The 18635-nt window shown below is 70.2% G+C and carries 15 protein-coding genes; 7 read left to right on the plus strand and 8 right to left on the minus strand.

From position 1 onward, the window contains the following. The first annotated feature begins 1 nt into the window (after window position 1). Genes xdhC through G9U51_RS14935 form a run of 5 tightly spaced genes read left to right on the plus strand, consistent with a single transcriptional unit; the run spans window position 2 to window position 5013 of the window. Window positions 2-808 carry a xanthine dehydrogenase accessory protein XdhC gene (gene xdhC, locus G9U51_RS14915; protein ID WP_166197953.1) on the plus strand — a complete coding sequence of 269 codons (807 nt, stop codon included), beginning with the start codon at window positions 2-4 and terminating at the stop codon, window positions 806-808. Next, entirely contained in the window at window positions 805-2100 is a 1296-nt protein-coding gene (locus G9U51_RS14920; protein WP_166197955.1) for a guanine deaminase, read from the plus strand. The genes xdhC and G9U51_RS14920 overlap by 4 nt, the downstream gene beginning before the upstream one ends. Beyond that, window positions 2097-2870, plus strand: a complete 774-nt coding sequence (locus G9U51_RS14925) for an IclR family transcriptional regulator (RefSeq protein ID WP_328823502.1) — start codon at window positions 2097-2099, stop codon at window positions 2868-2870. The genes G9U51_RS14920 and G9U51_RS14925 overlap by 4 nt, the downstream gene beginning before the upstream one ends. After that, the gene (locus G9U51_RS14930) at window positions 2867-4162 is read left to right on the plus strand and encodes a serine hydrolase domain-containing protein (protein ID WP_207948366.1); all 1296 of its coding nucleotides are present in this window, start codon (window positions 2867-2869) and stop codon (window positions 4160-4162) included. Before G9U51_RS14925 ends, G9U51_RS14930 begins: the two co-directional genes overlap by 4 nt. A 14-nt stretch (window positions 4163-4176) precedes the next feature. Next, window positions 4177-5013 carry an aldo/keto reductase gene (locus G9U51_RS14935; RefSeq protein WP_166197957.1) on the plus strand — a complete coding sequence of 279 codons (837 nt, stop codon included), beginning with the start codon at window positions 4177-4179 and terminating at the stop codon, window positions 5011-5013. Window positions 5014-5355: 342 nt separating this feature from the next. Here G9U51_RS14935 and G9U51_RS14940 read toward each other — a convergent pair whose 3' ends face one another. Continuing rightward, the gene (locus tag G9U51_RS14940; protein ID WP_166197959.1) at window positions 5356-6603 is read right to left on the minus strand and encodes an alpha-amylase family protein; all 1248 of its coding nucleotides are present in this window, start codon (window positions 6601-6603) and stop codon (window positions 5356-5358) included. Between the two features lie 109 nt (window positions 6604-6712). Here G9U51_RS14940 and G9U51_RS14945 point away from each other — a divergent pair, with 109 nt between their 5' ends. Continuing rightward, window positions 6713-7597 (plus strand): DMT family transporter, encoded by an 885-nt coding sequence (locus G9U51_RS14945; protein WP_166197962.1) that lies wholly within the window; start codon window positions 6713-6715, stop codon window positions 7595-7597. A gap of 21 nt (window positions 7598-7618) precedes the next feature. On the opposite strand, the gene G9U51_RS14950 is transcribed toward G9U51_RS14945, so the two are convergent. From G9U51_RS14950 to G9U51_RS14970, 5 genes are read right to left on the minus strand one after another with little or no spacing between them, the layout of a single operon-like run. Beyond that, on the minus strand, window positions 7619-9637 hold the full coding sequence (locus G9U51_RS14950) for a vWA domain-containing protein (protein WP_166197964.1): 2019 nt from the start codon (window positions 9635-9637) through the stop codon (window positions 7619-7621). Window positions 9638-9651: 14 nt separating this feature from the next. After that, on the minus strand, window positions 9652-11040 hold the full coding sequence (locus G9U51_RS14955) for a magnesium chelatase (RefSeq protein WP_166197966.1): 1389 nt from the start codon (window positions 11038-11040) through the stop codon (window positions 9652-9654). Between the two features lie 22 nt (window positions 11041-11062). Beyond that, complete coding sequence (locus tag G9U51_RS14960; protein ID WP_235946195.1) at window positions 11063-13171, minus strand: heavy metal translocating P-type ATPase; 2109 nt, start codon at window positions 13169-13171, stop codon at window positions 11063-11065. Between the two features lie 48 nt (window positions 13172-13219). Then, the gene (locus G9U51_RS14965) at window positions 13220-13891 is read right to left on the minus strand and encodes a response regulator (protein ID WP_166197970.1); all 672 of its coding nucleotides are present in this window, start codon (window positions 13889-13891) and stop codon (window positions 13220-13222) included. Then, window positions 13888-15456, minus strand: coding sequence for an ATP-binding protein (locus G9U51_RS14970; protein WP_166197972.1), 1569 nt, complete (start codon window positions 15454-15456; stop codon window positions 13888-13890). The genes G9U51_RS14965 and G9U51_RS14970 overlap by 4 nt, the downstream gene beginning before the upstream one ends. Before the next feature lie 89 nt (window positions 15457-15545). Here G9U51_RS14970 and G9U51_RS14975 point away from each other — a divergent pair, with 89 nt between their 5' ends. Further along, complete coding sequence (locus G9U51_RS14975) at window positions 15546-16901, plus strand: cation:dicarboxylate symporter family transporter (RefSeq protein WP_166197974.1); 1356 nt, start codon at window positions 15546-15548, stop codon at window positions 16899-16901. On the opposite strand, the gene G9U51_RS14980 is transcribed toward G9U51_RS14975, so the two are convergent. Together G9U51_RS14980 and G9U51_RS14985 are read right to left on the minus strand one after the other, a co-directional pair. Further along, complete coding sequence (locus tag G9U51_RS14980) at window positions 16898-17536, minus strand: response regulator (protein WP_166197976.1); 639 nt, start codon at window positions 17534-17536, stop codon at window positions 16898-16900. The genes G9U51_RS14975 and G9U51_RS14980 overlap by 4 nt on opposite strands. Then, the gene (locus G9U51_RS14985) at window positions 17533-18627 is read right to left on the minus strand and encodes a sensor histidine kinase (RefSeq protein WP_166197978.1); all 1095 of its coding nucleotides are present in this window, start codon (window positions 18625-18627) and stop codon (window positions 17533-17535) included. Before G9U51_RS14985 ends, G9U51_RS14980 begins: the two co-directional genes overlap by 4 nt. Window positions 18628-18635: the final 8 nt, after the last annotated feature.

The raw sequence follows: 18635 nt of genomic DNA on the forward strand, positions 1-18635 counted from the left end.
GATGGATTGGTATGCCGCGCTCGGTCACCTGCGGTCCGCGCGTCGCCCCGCAGTGCTGGTCACGCTGACGGCCGTGCGGGGCCATGCGCCTCGGGCGGCGGGCGCCAAGATGGTGGTCGGCACCGACGAGACCTGGGACTCGATCGGCGGCGGCAACCTCGAGCAGGTGGCGATCAGCCGCGCCCGCGAACTCATCACCGGCGGCTCGGTGGACCCCCAGACCCTGACGATTCCGTTGTCGGACAAGGCATCTGGCGAGTTCGGACAGCAGTGCTGCGGGGGAGAGGTGTCGATCCTGCTCGAGCCGGTGCCGGTCCGGCCGTCGATTGCGATCTTCGGCATGGGCCATGTCGGGCTGGAGCTCGCCCACATCTTGGCCCGGCATCCGGTGGAACTGCACCTGGTCGACTCGCGACCGCACGCGGCGGCAGCTTTCGCGGTCACCGACGCGATCGCGCAGGTGGTGACCCACGACTCGCCGGTCCCCGAGCTGGTGCTCGGCGAAGTTCCGCCCGGCACCCACGTGCTCGTGCTCACCCACGACCACGCCGAAGACGCCGCCATCTGTGACGCTGCGCTCAGGTGCGAGCACCTGGCATCCGTCGGGCTGATCGGATCCCGGGCGAAGTGGTCACGCTTCCGCAAGGCGTTGCTCGAGCAGGGACACGACGAGGCGCGCGTGGACGGCATACGGACTCCGATCGGTGACCCGGCGATCGGCGGCAAGGCGCCGGCGATGATCGCACTGAGCGTGGCGGCCGAGCTCACAGCCGCGCTGTGGCCGCAGGCCGAGCGGGTCCAGCGATGAGGATCTTCCGTGCGACCGTTCTGGACACTCCGGACGACCCGTTCACGGGAGGTGCGCTGCGCGTCGATCATGATGGCGGGATTGCCGTTGAGCACGACGGAATCGTTTGTGCGAGAGGCGGATTCGCTGACGTCGTTCGGGACTATCCCGACGCCGAGGTCGTCGACCTGCGCCCTGGACTGCTGCTGCCGGGCTTCGTCGACACCCACGTGCACCTGCCTCAGGTGCGGGTCATCGGCGCGCTCGGGATGCCGTTGCTGGACTGGCTCGACAAGTGCGCCCTCCCCGAGGAGGCGCGGATGGCCGACCCGGCATACGCCCGGGCCGTCGGCGCGGAGATCCTGCGCGGGCTGGTCGCCGCGGGCACGACGAGCGCGCTGGTCTTCGGGGCGCACTTCCGCCCGGCGATGGAGGCTTTCGCCGACGCAGTGCACGAGAGCGGGTTGCGGATCACGACGGGTCTCGTGGTCGCCGATCGTGTGCTGCCCGAGTCGCTGCTGACCACTCCGCAGCGGGCGTATGACGATGCCGTCGCCCTCGCCGACGCCTGGGCTGACACGGGTCTGCGGTATGCCGTGACGCCGCGCTTCTCGCTGTCGTCGTCATCGGAGCTGCTGGACGCCTGCGGTGCGGTCGCCTATGCCCGGCCGGATGTTTTCGTGACCTCGCATGTCAACGAGAACCCGGTCGAGGTGGAGCGGGTGCGGGAACTGCATGGCACGGACTACGTGTCGACCTACGAGAAGTACGGATTGCTCGGTGGCTCAACGGTGCTCGCGCACAACGTGCACCCCAGTGACGACGAGCTGCGGTTGCTCGCGGCGCGCCGCACCAGCGTGGCGCACTGCCCGACGAGCAATAGCGCGCTGGGCAGCGGACTGTTCCCGCTGCGCCGGCACCGGCTGGCCGGCGTGCGGGTGGCGCTCGGCAGCGATGTCGGTGCCGGGACCGGGCTGTCGCTGTTGAAGGAGGGCTTGCAGGCCTACTTCATGCAGCAGCTGCTCGGCAACCAGGGTGAACCGCTGACCGCGGCCCACCTGCTGCACCTGGCCACCGCCGCGGGTGCCGACGCACTCGGGCTGCACCAGGTCGGCGACCTGTCGGTGGGCAAGGAATTCGACGCGGTCTGGGTGTCGCCGCGGAGCGATGGTGTGCTGGCCGGTGCGCTGGAGCACGCCAAGGACGCCGAGGACGCGCTGGCCAAGGTCTTCGCACTCGGCACCGACGCCGACCTGGGGGGAGTCTGGATCGGCGGTCAGGTGCCGCTGGCCCGGCATACACTCGTTCCGTGACGCAAGAGCAGACTTCCGCGGCGCGAGAGACCCGCAGCAAGGGCGTGCAGTCGCTCGGGCGCGCGTTCGTCGTGCTGGAGACCATGGCCGACGCCGGCGGGGTGGTGGGGCTCTCGCAGCTGGCGACCATGGCGCAGATGCCGCTGCCGACCATCCACCGGATCGTGCGCACGCTCGTCGACCTCGGCTATGTCCGGCAGGAGGCGAACCGGGAATATTCGTTGGGGCCCAAGCTGATTCGCCTCGGTGACGTCACCTCGCAGATGGTCGGACGGTGGGCCCGGCCGCAGCTGGAGGAGGTCGTGCGCCGGCTCGGGGAGTCGGCCAATGTCGCTCAACTCGACGGCGACCGAGTCGTCTACATCGGTCAGGTCATGCCCTCGCACAACTCGATGCGGATGTTCACCGAGGTCGGGCGGGCGGTGCTGCCGCACGCCACGGGCGTCGGCAAGGCGATCATGGCGACGATGACCGCGGACGAGGTCGATGCGCTGCTCGACCGCACCGGTATGCCGTCCCGCACCGAGCACACCATCACCGACCGGGACGCCTTCCACGCCGAGCTCGACGCGACCCGTGAGCGGGGTTATGCGCTCGACGAGCAGGAGCAGGAGCTTGGGGTGCGCTGCGTCGCGGTGTCGGTGCCGGCCCCGGGTCGGCGGCTCGCGCTGTCGGTCTCTGGCCCGCTCACCCGGATGACTGATGCGGTCGTCAGCGAGGCGCTCGCGCCCTTGCACGAAGCCGCCGAGCGGATCGCCCACCAGTTGTGAGTCCGAGCCCGCTCGCCGAGGTGCTGTCCGCTGCGGGCGATCGGCACGGTGTGCCGGGCGCCGTGCTCGGCATCGCCCGCGGTGATTCGCTGGAGGTGCACACGCACGGCGTGCTCAACACCGCGACCGGCGCTGCGGTGCAACGGGATTCGATGTTTCACGCCGGATCCATCACCAAGCCGTGGACCGCCACCCAGGTGCTGCAACTGGCCGGGGAAGGGGGGTTGGATCTCGACCAATCGATCCGCGAGCTCGTGCCCGATGCCCCGATCGACGACCGCATCACCGTGCGGCAGCTGTTGAACCACACCAGTGGCCTCGACGGCGACCGCTTCGACGACACCGGGCGAGGCGACGATGCCCTGGCGCGCTATGTCGCCACCCTGGCTGGCGCCGAGCAGATCACGGCGCCAGGCACGGGTTATTCGTATTGCAATGCGGGCTTCGCGCTGCTCGGGCATCTGGTCGCCACGCTCGACGGCACGACCTGGGAGGAGACGGTGCGCCGCCGGTTCACCGAACCCCTCGGGCTGGAACACACCTTCACCCTCCCGGAGGACGCGATCCTGCACTCGGCCGCCGTCGGCCACACCGGCACGCCGCCGCGCCCGGTTCACACCTGGCAGCTGCCGCGCAGCATGGGCCCGGCCGGGCTGCTCTGCCTGAGTGCGCAGGACCTGGTGCGGTTCGCGCTCGAGGTGGGTCGGGCTCCGGCATACGCCTCTATGCTCGAGCCGCAGGTGCCGATCCCGGTGACCAGCGACGGCTCGACCGACGTCGGTCTCGGCTGGCGGATCTACGCGATCGGCGGGCGCGAGTTCTTCGGCCACGACGGCATGACGATCGGGCAATGCGCCTTCCTGCGGGTGGCCGCCGACGCGCCCGAGGCGGTGTGTCTCTTCATAAATCTCGACACCTCCGCCGCGGCGGCGCGCGAGGTGCTCGACGCGGCATACGAGCAGATATGGCGGGTAAAGGCGCCGGATCTGCCTGCGCCACAAGGCGATTCGTACGATCGGGGCGTGCTCGGTCACTACGAACGAGCCGGACTCTCCTTCGATCTTGTCGAACGGGGCGACGGTCTCGTGCTCGAGCTGCGGGCCACGGGAGCGCGGCTGGCGATCGCCGAACGGCCTTACGAAGAATACGAGGTCCGACCGAGCGGTGAGCAATTCGTCGCGAGATCGGGACCGGAGCAGAACTGGCAGCCGCTGAGCTTCGGCCGGCTGCCCGACGGACGGGGCTATCTCTTCTCGGGTGGGCGGCTGACGCCGCGCGTGCCCCCGGGGTGAGGCAGGCTGGAGACATGAGTTTGCCGACCTACACCCTCAATGACGGAACGACGCTGCCCGCGATCGGCTTCGGCACCTATCCACTCAAGGGCGACGACGGCATCGCCGCGATGGTGAGCGCGCTCGAGGTCGGGTATCGACTGCTCGACTCCGCCGTCAACTACGAGAACGAACGCGAGGTCGGGGAGGCACTGCGCCGCTCCGGGCTGCCGCGCGACGAGGTGCGCCTGACGACCAAGATCCCAGGCCGCTTCCACGCCTACGACCTGGCCCGGCAGTCGCTGCGCGACTCCGCGACGGCGTTCGGCGTCGACGTGCTGGACCTGGCGCTGATCCACTGGCCGAACCCGAGCCGCGGACTGTATGGCGAAGCCTGGCGCGCGCTCGTCGACGCCCAGCAGCGCGGACAGGTGCGCACCATCGGCGTCAGCAATTTCACCGCCGAGCACCTGCAACGCATCATCGACGAGACCGGTGTCACGCCCGCCGTGAACCAGATCGAGTTGCACCCCTACTTCCCGCAGACGCAGATGCTGCAGGTCCACCGCGACCTCGGCATCCAGACTGAGGCGTGGAGCCCGCTCGGCAAGCGGGACAAGCCGTATGAGGAGCCGGTGGTCGCGAAAATCGCTGAGGCGCATGGGGTTTCGCCGGCTCAGGTGGTGCTGCGGTGGCATGTGGAGATCGGCTCGCTGCCGCTGCCGAAGTCCTCGACGCCGGAGCGGCAGCGCGAGAACCTCGACGTCGGTGGTTTCTCGTTGAGCGCCGACGAGGTCGCGGCGATCACCGCGCTCGGCAAGGACGATGGACGCCTCTTCGGCGGCGACCCCGACACTCACGAAGAGCTCTAGCCCGCCCAACTTCGTTGGTTGAGCAAGGCCCCCTCCCGCCGGTTGAGCAGACCCCTCCCTCGCTGGTTGAGCAAGCGGAGGAGCGAAGCGGGGGAGCGCGTCGAAACCATGCTGGCGGGGCTGGGTGGCGGGAGCGGCGGCCCACTTCGGGATGCGCCCCAACGGGAGCGGCGCCTTCGGCGCGTGCGGCGCCGCCGCCCAGCGCCCGCCGGAGCATCCCTCCAGCGGGCCGCCTACCTCCCGCCATCTGGCCGAACTGGTGGCCTGAGCGCGCAATCGGCAAGAGGGTGCGGCTCTCCCTGGTGCACCGGGTTTCGAGGCGGCCTCGTCCCTCGGCCTTCCTCAACCGGCGGGAGGGGTGAGGACGGCCCAGTTGCCGGGGGCGACCTCGAACTGGTCGCCACGCTGAGCAGCATTGCCGCACAACAGCTCACCACCGCTCACCGTGATCGGATCGTCGCCGATGGACAGCGCGACGATCAACGACTCGTTCTCGCCGACGGCGCGATAGGCGAAGGTCGTGTTCGCCAGCGAGAGCTGCTCCACCCGCGCCCGGTGCAGCCAGGGGTGGCGGCGGCGCAGCCCGATCAGCTCCTGGTGCAACCGATACATCCACTCACCTTCGGCCGCGAGTTCGCCTGGGGCAGAAGGGAACTGCGGGCGTATGGCGTCGTCCCCGCCTTCGCGCTCCTCCTTGAGCCCGCGGAAGGCCTGCTCGTCGCCGTAGTAGATCGCCGGGGTGCCGCCGACCGTCATCAGCACGACGAGTGCGTGCGGCAGCAGCGCGTCGCCGTCGAGCTGGGTGGCCAGCCGGGTGACGTCGTGGTTGCCGGTGAAGGTCCACGGCACGAAGGTGTCCAGGAAGGTGTTGTGTCGCTGCAGGGCGTGCGCGAGTTCGAAGAGGTTCTGGTCGCGCAGCCCGCTCCAGATCGCCTTCCACAGCTCGTACTGCGTCACGCTGTCCATCCCTGACGACGAGACGATCGCCGGATAGTCGCCGTGGATGACCTCGCCCATCACGTAGGCGTCGGGATGCTGCTCGCGCACGGCCGGCAGCACCTGCGACCAGAAGGCGGGCGGCACGGCATACGCCGCATCGAGTCGCCAACTGTCGGCTCCGCGCGCGAGCCAGTGCACCATCACGTCCTGGACGAGCCGGACGACGTCCGGTGAGGAGTGGTCCAGCTCGGCGAGCCGGTCGTGCCCCTCGAAGGAGGACCCAGTGGTGAGCCCCCCGGCATCGGGGTGGTCGGCGGCGATGTGGTTGAAGACCCCGTCGAGCTGGATCCGCAGCCCACGCTCGCGGCAGGCGGCGACGAGGGCCGCGAAGTCCTCCTCGGACCCCAGCCGCGAGTCGATCCGGAAGTAGTCGCGGGTGTCATAGCCGTGGGTCGCCGACTCGAAGATCGGCCCGAGCGCGATCCCGTTGAGGCCCAGGGCCTGCACGTAGTCCAGCCACGGGATCAGGTCGCGCAGGGTCCGGGAGCCGGACCGGACCGCCCCGGTCGTGTCGGCGCCGAGGAAGCCCAACGGATAGACGTGCCACCACAGGGCGTGTTCGACCCACTCGGGTTCGCGATGTGCAGCCACGCCCGCCAGGGTGACACAGGGCGGCAATCGGTATGGCGGGGGAGCAGGGTTCGTGCAGGTCGGCGCGGTAGCTTGTCCGGGCCCGAGCCGCTCTGCGACAGGACCGTCCGTGAACTACACCGCCGTCATCGGCTTCGCCACGGCGTCGATGATGCTCGCGGCGCTGTCCACGGCCCTCAAGCATCGCAGCGCGGGCGACGCCCCGGAGGTGTCCTTCTCACTGAGGCGGATCGGGGCGTTCCTCAAGGCCACCGTCCGCCACCCGCTGTGGCTCGGCGGCATTCTGTCCGACATCGGCGCGCTCGCGATGCAGGTGATCGCCCTGCACTACGGCGCCCTGTCGGTCGTGCAGCCGATGCTCGCGGTGACCGTGCTGTTCGCGCTGATCTTCGCCCACTTCATCTCGGGCACGCCGCTCACCTGGCGCGAGGGCGGCGTCGGCATCGTGCTGGTCGCCTCGGTGATCAGCTTTCTCGTCGTCTCCGGCGCGACCAGCGCGCCCAATCCGGTCTCGCCGGCGCACCACATCCGGGCGTTCATCGCCGGGGCGATCCTCGTGCTTGCCGTGCTCGGGTGCCTGTGGTGGTCGCGGCACGCCGACCGCGGTCGCCGCGGCGCCCTGCTCGGCTGTGCCGTCGGGCTGCTGTATGCCGCGACCGCTGTCCTCATCAAGGCCTGTTCGGACCGGCTGCAGCAAGGCCCGATCCACCTCATCCTGAGCTGGGAGCTCTACGCCTGGATCGCGTGCGGTGCGTGCGCCCTCTTCCTCGCCCAGGCCGCGCTGCAACGCGGGGCCCTGTCCGCCGTCGTGGGCGGGACCGCGGCCGTCGACCCGCTCGCGAGCGTCGCGCTCGGTGTCGCGGTGTATGACGAGGAGTTGCGCTCGACTCCGATCGCGCTGTTCGGCGAGGTCACGAGCCTCGCCGTGCTGGCGATCTCGGTCGTCGCGCTCGCCAGGATGGCGGCCGCGCGGGAACGGTTCGACCCGGTCTGAGCAACCCAAGCCGCGGCCGGGTTAGGACCCGGACCAGAAGCCGCGGCCGCCATACCAATCGGACCAGCCGAGGTCCGGCTCGTCGCCGAACCGCGTGCGCGACCCGAGATAGGAACCCACGACCGCGGACCCCAGGTCGTCCAAGTCCGGCGTGACCACGCGGCCCTCGACCCGGCGGGCAAGGTCCTGCAGGAAGCGCCCCAGGCCGGGGTCGTCGCCCAACTGGAAGAAGGTCGTCTGGGCTCCCAACCGACCGGCCGCCTCCAGCTCGCGCACGGTGAGCGCGATCGTCATCGGGTGGGGCGGGTAGTCGAAGAAGGAGTTGCCGTCCCGCTCGAGGTGAGCGGTGGGTTCACCGTCGGTGACGATGAGCAGCACCGGCTGCGCCGACGGGTGCTTGCGGAAGTGCCGGTTCGCGAGGAGTAGGCCGTGGTGCAGGTTGGTGCCCTTGAAGTGCATGCCCTCCAGCGCGGTGAGCTCCTCGATGTCCATCACCTCGGCATGCCGGCCGAAGCCGATGAGCTGCAGGTGATCGCCGCGGAAGCGGGTCGAGATCAGCTGGTGCAGAGCGAGCGCGGTGCGCTTCATCGGCACCCACCGGTCCGCGCGGATCATCGAGTATGACGTGTCGACCAGCAGCGCGACCGCGGCCTGGGTGCGGGCCTCGGTCTCGGTGACCTCGACGTCACGGATGTCCAGCCGCAGCCAGCGCGGGTCGCCACCGTCGGCGACCGTGCGCTGCACCGCGTTGGTGATCGTGCGGGTCACATCCCACGGTTCGGTGTCGCCGAACTGCCACTCCCGACTGGCGCCGGTGCGCTCGCCGGCGGCTCCCGCCCGGCGCAGATCCCGCTGGCCGGTGCGCGAGGACATCTGCTTGGCGACGTCGCGCAGCAGAGCCTTGCCGAGTTGACGCATCGCCTTGGGGGACAAGCGAAGTGAGCCGTCCGAGCCGCGCTTGAGGTAGCCGCTCTCGCGCAGCGCGCGCTCCAACTCCTGCAGGGTGCGCGCGTCGACCGCGGCCTCCTCGCCAAGCATCCGGTTGATCGCGTCCACATCGATGTCGTCCAGCCGCGCACCCGAGCGCTGCTGGTCGAGCTGCTCGGACAGCCGGTCCAGGTCGGCGATGTCCTGCAGCGCGCCGGTGCCGTCGCCGAGCCCGAGGCCCTGCTCACCCTCGAACTGCTCCGACCCGCCCCAGTCCTCGCCGGGGCGCAGCATCTGCAGGTTGGCGTCCAGCTGGCTCAACTGGTCCATTAGCTCGGGGGAGCCGAACGCCTGCTGCGACAGTTGCATCAACTCCTCGCGCTGCTCGGGCGTCATCGAGTTGAGCATCCGCTGGGCCGCGGCCGCGCGCTGTGCCATGGCGTCGAGCAGCTCGTCGAGGTTGCTCGGGTTCTCCGGGAAGAACTCGCCGTGCTTGTCCATGAACTCGGCGAAGTCGGCGTCGGTGTCCTCGCCGAGCGACCGCTTCTCCAGCAACTCGTTGAGGTCGCGCAGCATCTCGCCGACCCGCTCGCGGTCGGCGTCGGTGGCGTTCTCCAGCGCCTGCTTCATGCCCGCGAACCGCTGGTCGAGCAGCTCGCGCCCGAGCAGGTCCTTGATCTGCTCGAACTTCTCGCGCGCGTCCGAGGACCGCCACTGGTAGTCCGACAGTTCGCTCACCGCGGCGGCCGGCGAGGACGGCAGGTTCTCCATCCGCATCTCGGCGAACCGCGCGTCGTCGTCCAGGTCACGCGCGAGCTGCTTGCGCTCGTCCAGCACCGCCTCGTCGAGCAGCTGCTTGATCTGCTCCAGGGTGCCGTTCAGGTTGTGCTTGGCGAGCATCTCGGCGCGCTTCTCCTGCACCTGGCGCATCAGGTCGTCGAGGCCGCGCTGCTTGTCGCTGCCCCGCTGCAGGTATTCGCGCATCGCCTGCTCCGGCGAGTACCCCGCCATCACCTCCTCGCCGATCGCGTCGAGCGCGTCGGCGAGGTCCACCGGTGGGGCGAGGGGATCGGGCCCCCCGGCATACCGGCCGTATGTCGATCGTGGACTCATGCTGCGAATCCTCCTCAGCCGTAAACGGTTTCGCCGTTCCCGCTGTCCTTGCTGATCTTGCGGATCAGGTAGAGACCCTCGAGGGCGAGCTCGATCGCGCAGGCGCGTTCGCCGTCGTTGCGAGCCCCGATGCGCTCGGCGATCTCGTCATACAGATCCGAGCCGCCGAGCGAGGGGAGACCGGACAGGAAGTCCTTGGCGCTGACCTGCGAGCCGGTCGTGACCAGGGTGCTGCCGTCGAACGCGGCGACCAGGGGAGCCAGGTCGAGACCGCGGAAGAGCTCGCGCACGGTGTCGGCGGTCGCGGTGCGCAGCAGGTGCTCCAGCACCGCCCGCTCGCGGCCCTCCTCGCCGACCTCGAACTCGATCTTGCCGCCGAGCACGTCGACGGCCGTCTCGAGGTCGACGACCCGGGCGACGGCCTCGGGCTCGTGCTCCCGGGTCGCGCGGTGCAGCGCGGCAGCGGCCACCGTCTCGGCGCCGGCGATCGAGAACCGCGCGGACACGCCCGAGCGCTGGTCGACCGAGTTGGACTCGCGCAGTCCACGGGTGAACCGGGCCAGGATCTGCACGATCGGGTCGGGCACCTCGGCGACCAGGTCGGCCTCCTGGCGGATGACCGCGACCTCGTCGTCGAGTTCGACCGGGTAGTGGGTGCGGATCTCCGCGCCGAAGCGGTCCTTCAGCGGGGTGATGATGCGCCCACGGTTGGTGTAATCCTCCGGGTTGGCGCTCGCCACAACCAGCACGTCGAGCGGCAGCCGCAGCACGTAGCCGCGAATCTGGATGTCGCGCTCCTCCATCACGTTGAGCATCGCGACCTGGATGCGTTCGGCCAGGTCGGGCAGCTCGTTGATGGCCACGATGCCGCGGTGCGAGCGCGGAATCAGGCCGAAGTGGATGGTCTCCGGGTCGCCCAGGCTGCGGCCCTCGGCGACCTTCATCGGGTCGACATCGCCGACGAGGTCGGCCACCGAGGTGTCCGGGGTGGCGAGCTTCTCGGCATACCGCTCGTCACGGTGCCGCCAGGTGATCGGCAGGTCGTCGCCGAGTTCGGCGGCCCGGCGCTGGCTGGCGTGGGTGACCGGGTCATAGGGGTGCTCGCCGATCTCGGAGCCCTCGATGATCGGCGTCCATTCGTCCAGCAGACCCACCAGGGTGCGCAGGATGCGGGTCTTGCCCTGGCCGCGCTCGCCGAGAAGGACGATGTCGTGGCCGGCGAGCAGCGCCCGCTCCAGCTGCGGGATGACGGTGTCGTCGAAGCCGTGCAGGCCCGGCCAGGGGTCGCGCCCTTCGGAGAGGGCGGCCAGCAGGTTGTCACGAATCTCGGCGGGCAGGTGCTTCTGCTCGTGCCCGGACGCACGCAGCTCGCCGACGGTGCGGGGAGTGGGGGAAGTCGTCACTCCTTCACGCTACGCCTCGGGTTCAGGCCCTGTGTGCGGTCGGGTCGAAGCGGCGCAGTCGCAGGCTGTTGCCGACCACGAAAACCGACGAGAACGCCATCGCGGCGCCGGCGATCATCGGGTCGAGCAGCCCCAGAGCGGCGAGCGGGATCGCCGCGATGTTGTAGGCGAAGGCCCAGAAGAGATTGCTCTTGATGATGCGTAACACCTTGCGGGACAACGAAATCGCATCGGCGGCCACCCTCAGGTCTCCACGCACAAGGGTGAGATCGGAGGCCTCGATCGCGGCATCGGTGCCGGTGCCCATCGCGATGCCGAGGTCGGCCTGCGCGAGTGCTGCGGCGTCGTTGACGCCGTCGCCGACCATCGCGACGACCTTGCCCTTCGCCTGCAGGTCGCGCACTGCGGCGACCTTGTCCTCGGGCATCACCTCCGCGATCACCTGAGGTATGCCGACCTGCTCGGCGACCGTCTCGGCGACCTGCCGCTGGTCTCCGGTGAGCAGGATCGGGTCGAGGCCAAGGGTCTTGAGCTCGCCGATCGCTGCCGCGCTGGTGGGCTTGACCGCGTCGGCGACGGTGAGGGTGCCGATCGTGCTGCCGTCACGGGTGACGGTCACGGTGGTGCCGGGGGTGCTGGACGTGGCCGTGCCCCGGGACCGGCCGACGGTGATTTGGTGACCCTCGACCTCGCCACTGACGCCGACGCCGCGGGTGTTGCGGAAGTCCGTGACCGGTGGGAGCGCGCCGAGCTCGCGAGCAGCGGCCGAGATCGCTTGTGCGACAGGGTGTTCCGAGGCGTCCTCAACGGCTCCGGCCAGGCGCAGGAGTTCTTCGCGGGTGACGCCGGCGGCCGGTTGGGCGGCGGCCAGCGCCATCGTGCCGGTCGTCACCGTGCCGGTCTTGTCGAGCACGATGGTGTCGACCTTGCGGGTCGACTCCAGCACCTGAGGGCCGCCGATCAGGATGCCGAGTTGCGCGCCACGCCCGGTGCCGACCATGAGCGCGGTCGGCGTGGCGAGGCCGAGCGCGCACGGGCAGGCGACGATGAGCACCGCGACGGCGGCGGTGAAGGCGGCGGACGCGCCGTGGCCGAGCAGCAGCCAGGTGATCAGGGTGAGCGCGGCGATGACCAGCACGACGGGCACGAAGATGCCCGAGGTCCGGTCGGCCAGCCGTTGCACCGGCGCGGTGCCGTTCTGGGCGTCCTGCACGAGGCGGGCGATGCGGGCCAGCTGGGTGTCCGCACCGACCCGGGTGGCCTCGACGACCAGCCGGCCGTCGGTGTTGAGCGTGGCGCCGGTGACGCTGTCACCAGGACCGACGTCGACCGGCACCGATTCGCCGGTCAGCAGGGATGCGTCGACGGCCGACGCCCCGTCGACGACCCGGCCGTCGGTCGCGATCTTCTCGCCCGGCCGCACGACGAACCGGTCGCCGACGGCCAGCGAGGCGACCGGCATACGGACCTCGGCACCGTCGCGCAGGACCGCGACGTCCTTGGCGCCCAGGTCGAGCAGCGCGTGCAGCGCGGACCCGGCGCGCTTTTTGGCGCGGGCCTCGAACCAGCGGCCGGCGAGCAGGAAGGTGGTGATCACCGCGGCCGACTCGAAGTAGAGATGGCCGCCGCCGATGAGCGCCCACACCGACCAGGCGAAGGCCGCGACGGTGCCGAGGGAGACGAGGGTGTCCATCGTGGTCGCGCCGTGGCGCAGGTTGACCAGGGTCGCGCGGTGGAACGGCAACCCGCCCCAAAAGACGACGGGCGCGGTGAGGGCCAGCGACACCCACCCCCAGCCGGGGAACTGCAGCGCCATGACCATCCCCATCAGCACGACCGGCACGGTGAGCGCGGCGCTGACGACGAACCGGCGGCGCAGGCCGGTGACATGGTCGGTGTCGTCCTCGGTCGAGGTGTCGGGCAGCGCGGCGTCGTAACCGGCCGACCGCACCACCTCGATGAGTTGGTCGGTGGTGACCGGCGCGGCATACGACACGCTCGCCCGCTCGGTCGCGTAGTTGACCGTCGCGGTGACGCCGTCGACCTTGTTGAGCTTGCGCTGGATCCGGTTGGCGCAGGAGGCGCAGGTCATGCCGGTGAGGTCCAACTCGACGTCGTGCGTGGTGGTCATGCTGTCAACCATACCCCTAGGGGGTATTCAGGACGAAACGTGCAAGGGCTAGGACTCCGCCGGCCGGTAGCGGATCTCGGGGCGGCCGGGGCCGCCATACCGAGCACTGCGCACGAGCACCCCGCTGTCGGCGAGATATTCGAGATAGCGCCGCGCGGTGACCCGGGAAGCGCCGATGAGCTCGGCGACCTCGGCCGCCGAACGCGGCCCATCACTCGCCTCGAGCGCCGCCGAAACCTCCTGCAATGTCTCGGTGCTCATGCCTTTCGGTGGCGGAGCGGTGGTCGGCCGCAGCGCGCCGAGCAACCGGTCCACGTCACCCTGGCCGATGCTGTCGGATACGCCGGCCAGCTGGCGGTGGTAGTCGGCATACTGCTCGAGCTTGGCCCGGAAGCTGGCGAAGGTGAACGGTTTGAGCAGATAACCCACGACGCCCTGGCTCACCGCCGAGCGCACCACCGAGGCCTCTCTGGCGGCCGTCACCGCGATGACGTCGCATTGCGAGCCGGAGGCCCGAATCCGTTGCAGCACAGTCAATCCGTGCTCGTCGGGCAGGTTCATGTCGAGCAGAATCAGGTCGGCACCAGGCAGCAACCGCAACGCCTCGCTCGCCGTGCGCGCGACGCCGTGCAACGAGAAGCCGGGCACGCGGCCGACATGCGACGCGTGTGCTTGCGCGGCGAGCTCGTCGTCCTCGACGACGAGCACGGCAACCGTCATCGCCCACCTCGCAGTGTCACCACGAGCCGGACGCCACCCAGCGCGGATCGCTCGATCGCCACCTCGCCGTCATGCCGGGTCGCCACCTGCGCGACGAGCGCCAGCCCGATGCCGCGGCTGCCGGGCGGGCCGGCCTTGGTCGACCAGCCGCGCTGTAGCACCCGCTGCACATCCTGCGCAGGTATGCCGGGGCCGTCGTCCTCGACCGTGATCGTGAGATCCGTTGCGTCCCAGTCGATTTGGGCTGCCACCTGGGTGCGAGCGGCATCGAAGGCATTGTCGATGAGATTGCCCGCGACGGTGATGAGATCGCGACTGTCGATGGCGCACCGGTCGCTGGTGACATCGGCGTCGAGGTCCAGCATGAGCCCGCGTTCGGCGGCCTCGGCCGACTTGCCCAGCAGCAGCGCCCCGAGCACCGGGTCCTGCACCGCGTCGACCATCTCGTCGGCGAGCAACTGGGCGGCCTGCAAGTCCTCGGTGGCGAGGTCGACCGCGTCCTGCGGCCGGCCCATCTCGATCAGCGACACCACGGTGTGCAACCGGTTGGCGGACTCGTGGTTGCGGGCGCGCAGGGCGTCGGTGAGGCTGCGCACGACGTCGAGCTCCCCGCTGACCGTCTGCAGTTCGGTGCGATCGCGCAAGGTGACCACCGAGCCCACCTCCTCTCCTTGCCAGTGCGCGGGACTCGAGGACACGACCAGGGCCGCGCCGCCGAGCACGTAGACATCGTCCTCCCCGGTCTGGCCGCCGATGACCGCCTGGACCAGCGCGGGAGGCAGGCCGAGCTCGGCGACCGGGCGGCCGACCACATCCTCGGGCAGGGCGAGCAGCTTGCGGGCCTCGTCGTTGGCGAGCTGCACGCGGTGCTGGGGGTCGACGAGCAGCAGGCCCTCGCGCACCGCGTGCAGCACGGCCTGGTGGAATTCATACATCTGGCTCAGCTCACCCCGGCTCAGGCCGTGCGTCTGCCGGCGCAACCGCCGGGCCGCCAGGATCGTCGCGGTCACGCCGAGCGCGAGCACGATCGCACCCGCGGCGAGGATGCCAAGCACGCTCGGCCAGATCTGCCGGTCGATTGCCTCGATGGTGATGCCGACCGCGACCATCGCGACGACCTTGCCCCCGGCGAAGACCGGCACCACCGCGCGCATCGACGGGCCAAGGGTGCCGGTGTATTCCTGGGCGAAGGCGCGGCCCTGCGGGGCGCTGCCCACGTCGCCGAGGAACCGGCCGCCGATCTGAGCGGGGTCCGGATGCGTGAAGCGCTTGTGTTGCAGGTCCATCACCACGACGAAGTCGACGTGGGTGTCACGCCGCACGCGTTCGGCATACGGCTGGAGGATCGCGCTGGGATCGGAACTCGACAGCGCACTGGCGGTGAGCGGGGAGTCGGCCACGCTGACCGCGACGGCGAGCGCACGCTCGGTCGCGCGGGACCGGGCGTTGCTGCGGGCGTTGAGCACGGCCAGGGTCAGCCCGGCCGCGACCATCAGCACGACGATGACCACCTGCACCGCCAGGAACTGACGGGCGAGGGAGCGCTGCGGACCGGGCGATGCCATGGCGTGAACTCTACGAACGAAACGGTGACGGACCTCACACGCCGCCGCCATAGTGGTCGGCGCAACCCCGTCAGAAAGTGAAGTCGACCATGTCCGCAACGGCAGTCACCCCCGCGGCGCCGCGCCGCGATCGCACGCACTTCCTCTACATCGCCGTGATCGTCGCGGTGATCCTCGGTGTCATCGTGGGCCTCGTCGCCCCCGATTTCGCCAAGGAGCTCAAGCCGCTCGGCACCGGCTTCGTCAACCTGATCAAGATGATGATCCAGCCGGTGATCTTCTGCACGATCGTGCTCGGCATCGGCAGCCTGCGCAGCGCCGCCAAGGTCGGCAAGGTCGGCGGTCTCGCGCTCGGCTACTTCCTGGTCATGTCGACCTTCGCCCTCGCGATCGGTCTGGTCGTGGGCAACCTGTTGCAGCCCGGTTCCAACCTGCACCTGACCGCGGAGGCGGCCAAGAAGGGCGCCGCGCAGGCGGGTGAGGGCAACAGCACCACCGACTTCCTGCTCGGGATCATCCCGGACTCGCTCTTCTCCGGCCTCACTTCGGGCGAGGTGCTCCAAGCCCTGCTGGTCGCGCTGCTCGCGGGCTTCGCGGTGCAGGCCATGGGCCGCTCCGGCGAGCCGATCCTGCGCGGCATCGGTCACCTGCAGCGGCTGGTCTTCCGCATTCTGTCGATGATCATGTGGCTCGCGCCGATCGGTGCGTTCGGCGCGATGGCCGCGGTCGTCGGCGCGACCGGGCTGGACGCGCTGAAGAGCCTGGCGGTGCTGATCATCGGCTTCTATGTCACCTCGTTCCTGTTCGTCTTCGTGGTCCTCGGCACCGTGCTCAAGGTCGTGACCGGTGTGAACGTCTGGTCGCTGCTGAAATACCTCGGCCGCGAGTTCCTGTTGATCCTGTCGACCTCGTCCTCGGAGTCGGCGCTGCCGCGCCTCATCGCCAAGATGGAGCACGCCGGTGTGGACAAGCCGACCGTGGGCGTCGTCGTGCCGACCGGCTACTCCTTCAACCTGGACGGCACCGCGATCTACCTGACGATGGCCTCGATCTTCATCGCCGACGCGCTGGGCAAGCCGCTGTCGATCGGCGCGCAGATCTCGTTGCTGCTGTTCATGATCATCGCGTCCAAGGGCGCGGCGGGCGTGACGGGAGCCGGTATGGCGACCCTCGCCGGCGGCCTGCAGGCGCACCGTCCGGAGTTGCTCGACGGCGTCGGCCTGATCGTCGGCATCGACCGGTTCATGTCCGAATGCCGTGCGCTCACCAACTTCGCCGGCAACGCCGTCGCGACGGTGGTCGTGGGTGCCTGGACCGGAGGCCTCGACAGGGGCCGGATGGCCGAGGTGCTCGGCGGACGGTTGCCCTTCGACGAGACCACGATGCTCGACGACGACCATGGCCCGGCCCGGACCGACGAGGAGAAGGTCGCCTCGCCGGCCTAGCGCTCACCCGCCAGTCCCGCCTCCCAGATGCGCGCCGCGATCTCGACGCGATTGCGCACTCCGAGGCGGGACTGGATGTTGCCAAGGTGGGTCTTGACGGTGCCGAGCGAGATGAACAGTTCGCTTGCGATCTCGGCATTGGTGCGCCCGCGCGCGACCAGGCGGGCGACGTCGAGCTCACGATCGGTGAGGTCGGCCACGCCCGGCACCGTCGTCGCCGAGCCGGAGCGGCGGGTGCGCTCCAGCAGCCGCACGGTGAGTTCGGGACTGATCAGCGCGTCGCCGGCCGCGGCTGCGCGCACCGCGGCCACCAGCAGCGCCGGGCCGGAGTCCTTCAGCAGGAAGCCGGTGGCGCCATTCGCGAGCGCCGCGTCGACATAGTCGTCGTGGTCGAAGGTCGTCACGATCACCACCCGGGTCAGCTCGGCGACCTGGGTGGTGACGGCCAGCCCGTCCAGCTTCGGCATCCGGATGTCGAGCAACGACACATCGGGTCGCAGCCGGCGAATCGCCTCGACCGCCTCGGCCCCGTCGCTGCACTGGGCGACGACCTCGATGCCGCCGGCCCGGTCCAGGATCATCGCGAACCCCATCCGGACCATCTCCTGGTCATCAGCGAGCAGCACCCGGATCATGCCGGCACCTGCGCGGTGAGCAGCCAGCCGTCGTCACCGTCCGGTCCGGCGTGCACGCTGCCGCCGACGAGGGCCAGCCGTTCGCGCAGGCCGACGAGCCCGAACCCGCTGCCGTCGCCCAGCCCGCCGGTGCCGGTGCCGTCGTTGCGCACCCGGATGCGCACCTGCCCTCCCGTATGCCGGACGCTCACCTCGACCTGTCGCGCGCCGGCCGCGTGCCGGCGGATATTGGTCAGCGCCTCGGCGACAACGCGTTGCACGGTGGCATCGACGGCGGGTTCGACAGTCAGCTCATCCGGCAGGTCGGTCACGACGCGGGCAGTCGATTGTGCGGCGAAATCCGTTGTGAGAGAACGCAACCCAGCGACCCCGCTGCCCGTCGGTCGCAACTCCAGCTCGCCGGCGTCGGCGCGCAGGGTGCGGACCATCGAGCGGACCTGCCCAAGGGCGGTCTGGCCGGAGCGCTCGATCCGTCGCAACACCTCGGCGGTCTGCGGTTCGTCGGTCGCCATCGTGGCCGCTTGGGCGAGCACGACGATGCCGGTCACCTCGTGCGCGACCAGGTCGTGCAGCTCCCGCGCCATCCCGGCCCGCTCCTCGGCGACGGCCGTGCGGCGCAGTTGCTCGGCGCCGATCCGGTGCGAGCGCACCAGCAGCCCGATCGAGATGGCGACGGTCACCGCGGTGGCCATCGCCATGGCGAGCAACGGCCCCTCGTCCGGCACGGCCACCAGCGGTGGCAGCACCGCGACCGCGGTGACGCCGGCGAGCAGGGCCTGGTCGGCCCGCCCGTCGAGCCGGCCGGCGAGCGCGGCGGCCAGCACGATCAGGCCCCAGGCGATCGCGGTGAACCACAGCCCTGCGGTCGCCACGAGCGCCACGACCACGGCTGCAACCCCGACGACACCGGCGAGCGCCGCTCGCGGCGGGCCCACGCCCGCGACCAGTGAGCGAGCGGCCAGCAGCACGAGGAGGACGACCACCAGGTCGGCGATCAGGTGCCACCAGCCCGGTGCGGCGCCGAAGGCGTCGAGCAGCAGCGCGAGCGCAGCCGGCAGCGCGACGACATACGGGAGCAGCCGGCGAGCCATGGCGTTCA

It is taken from the genome of Metallococcus carri (genome assembly GCF_011440275.1).
GTDB lineage: Bacteria > Actinomycetota > Actinomycetes > Actinomycetales > Dermatophilaceae > Metallococcus > Metallococcus carri.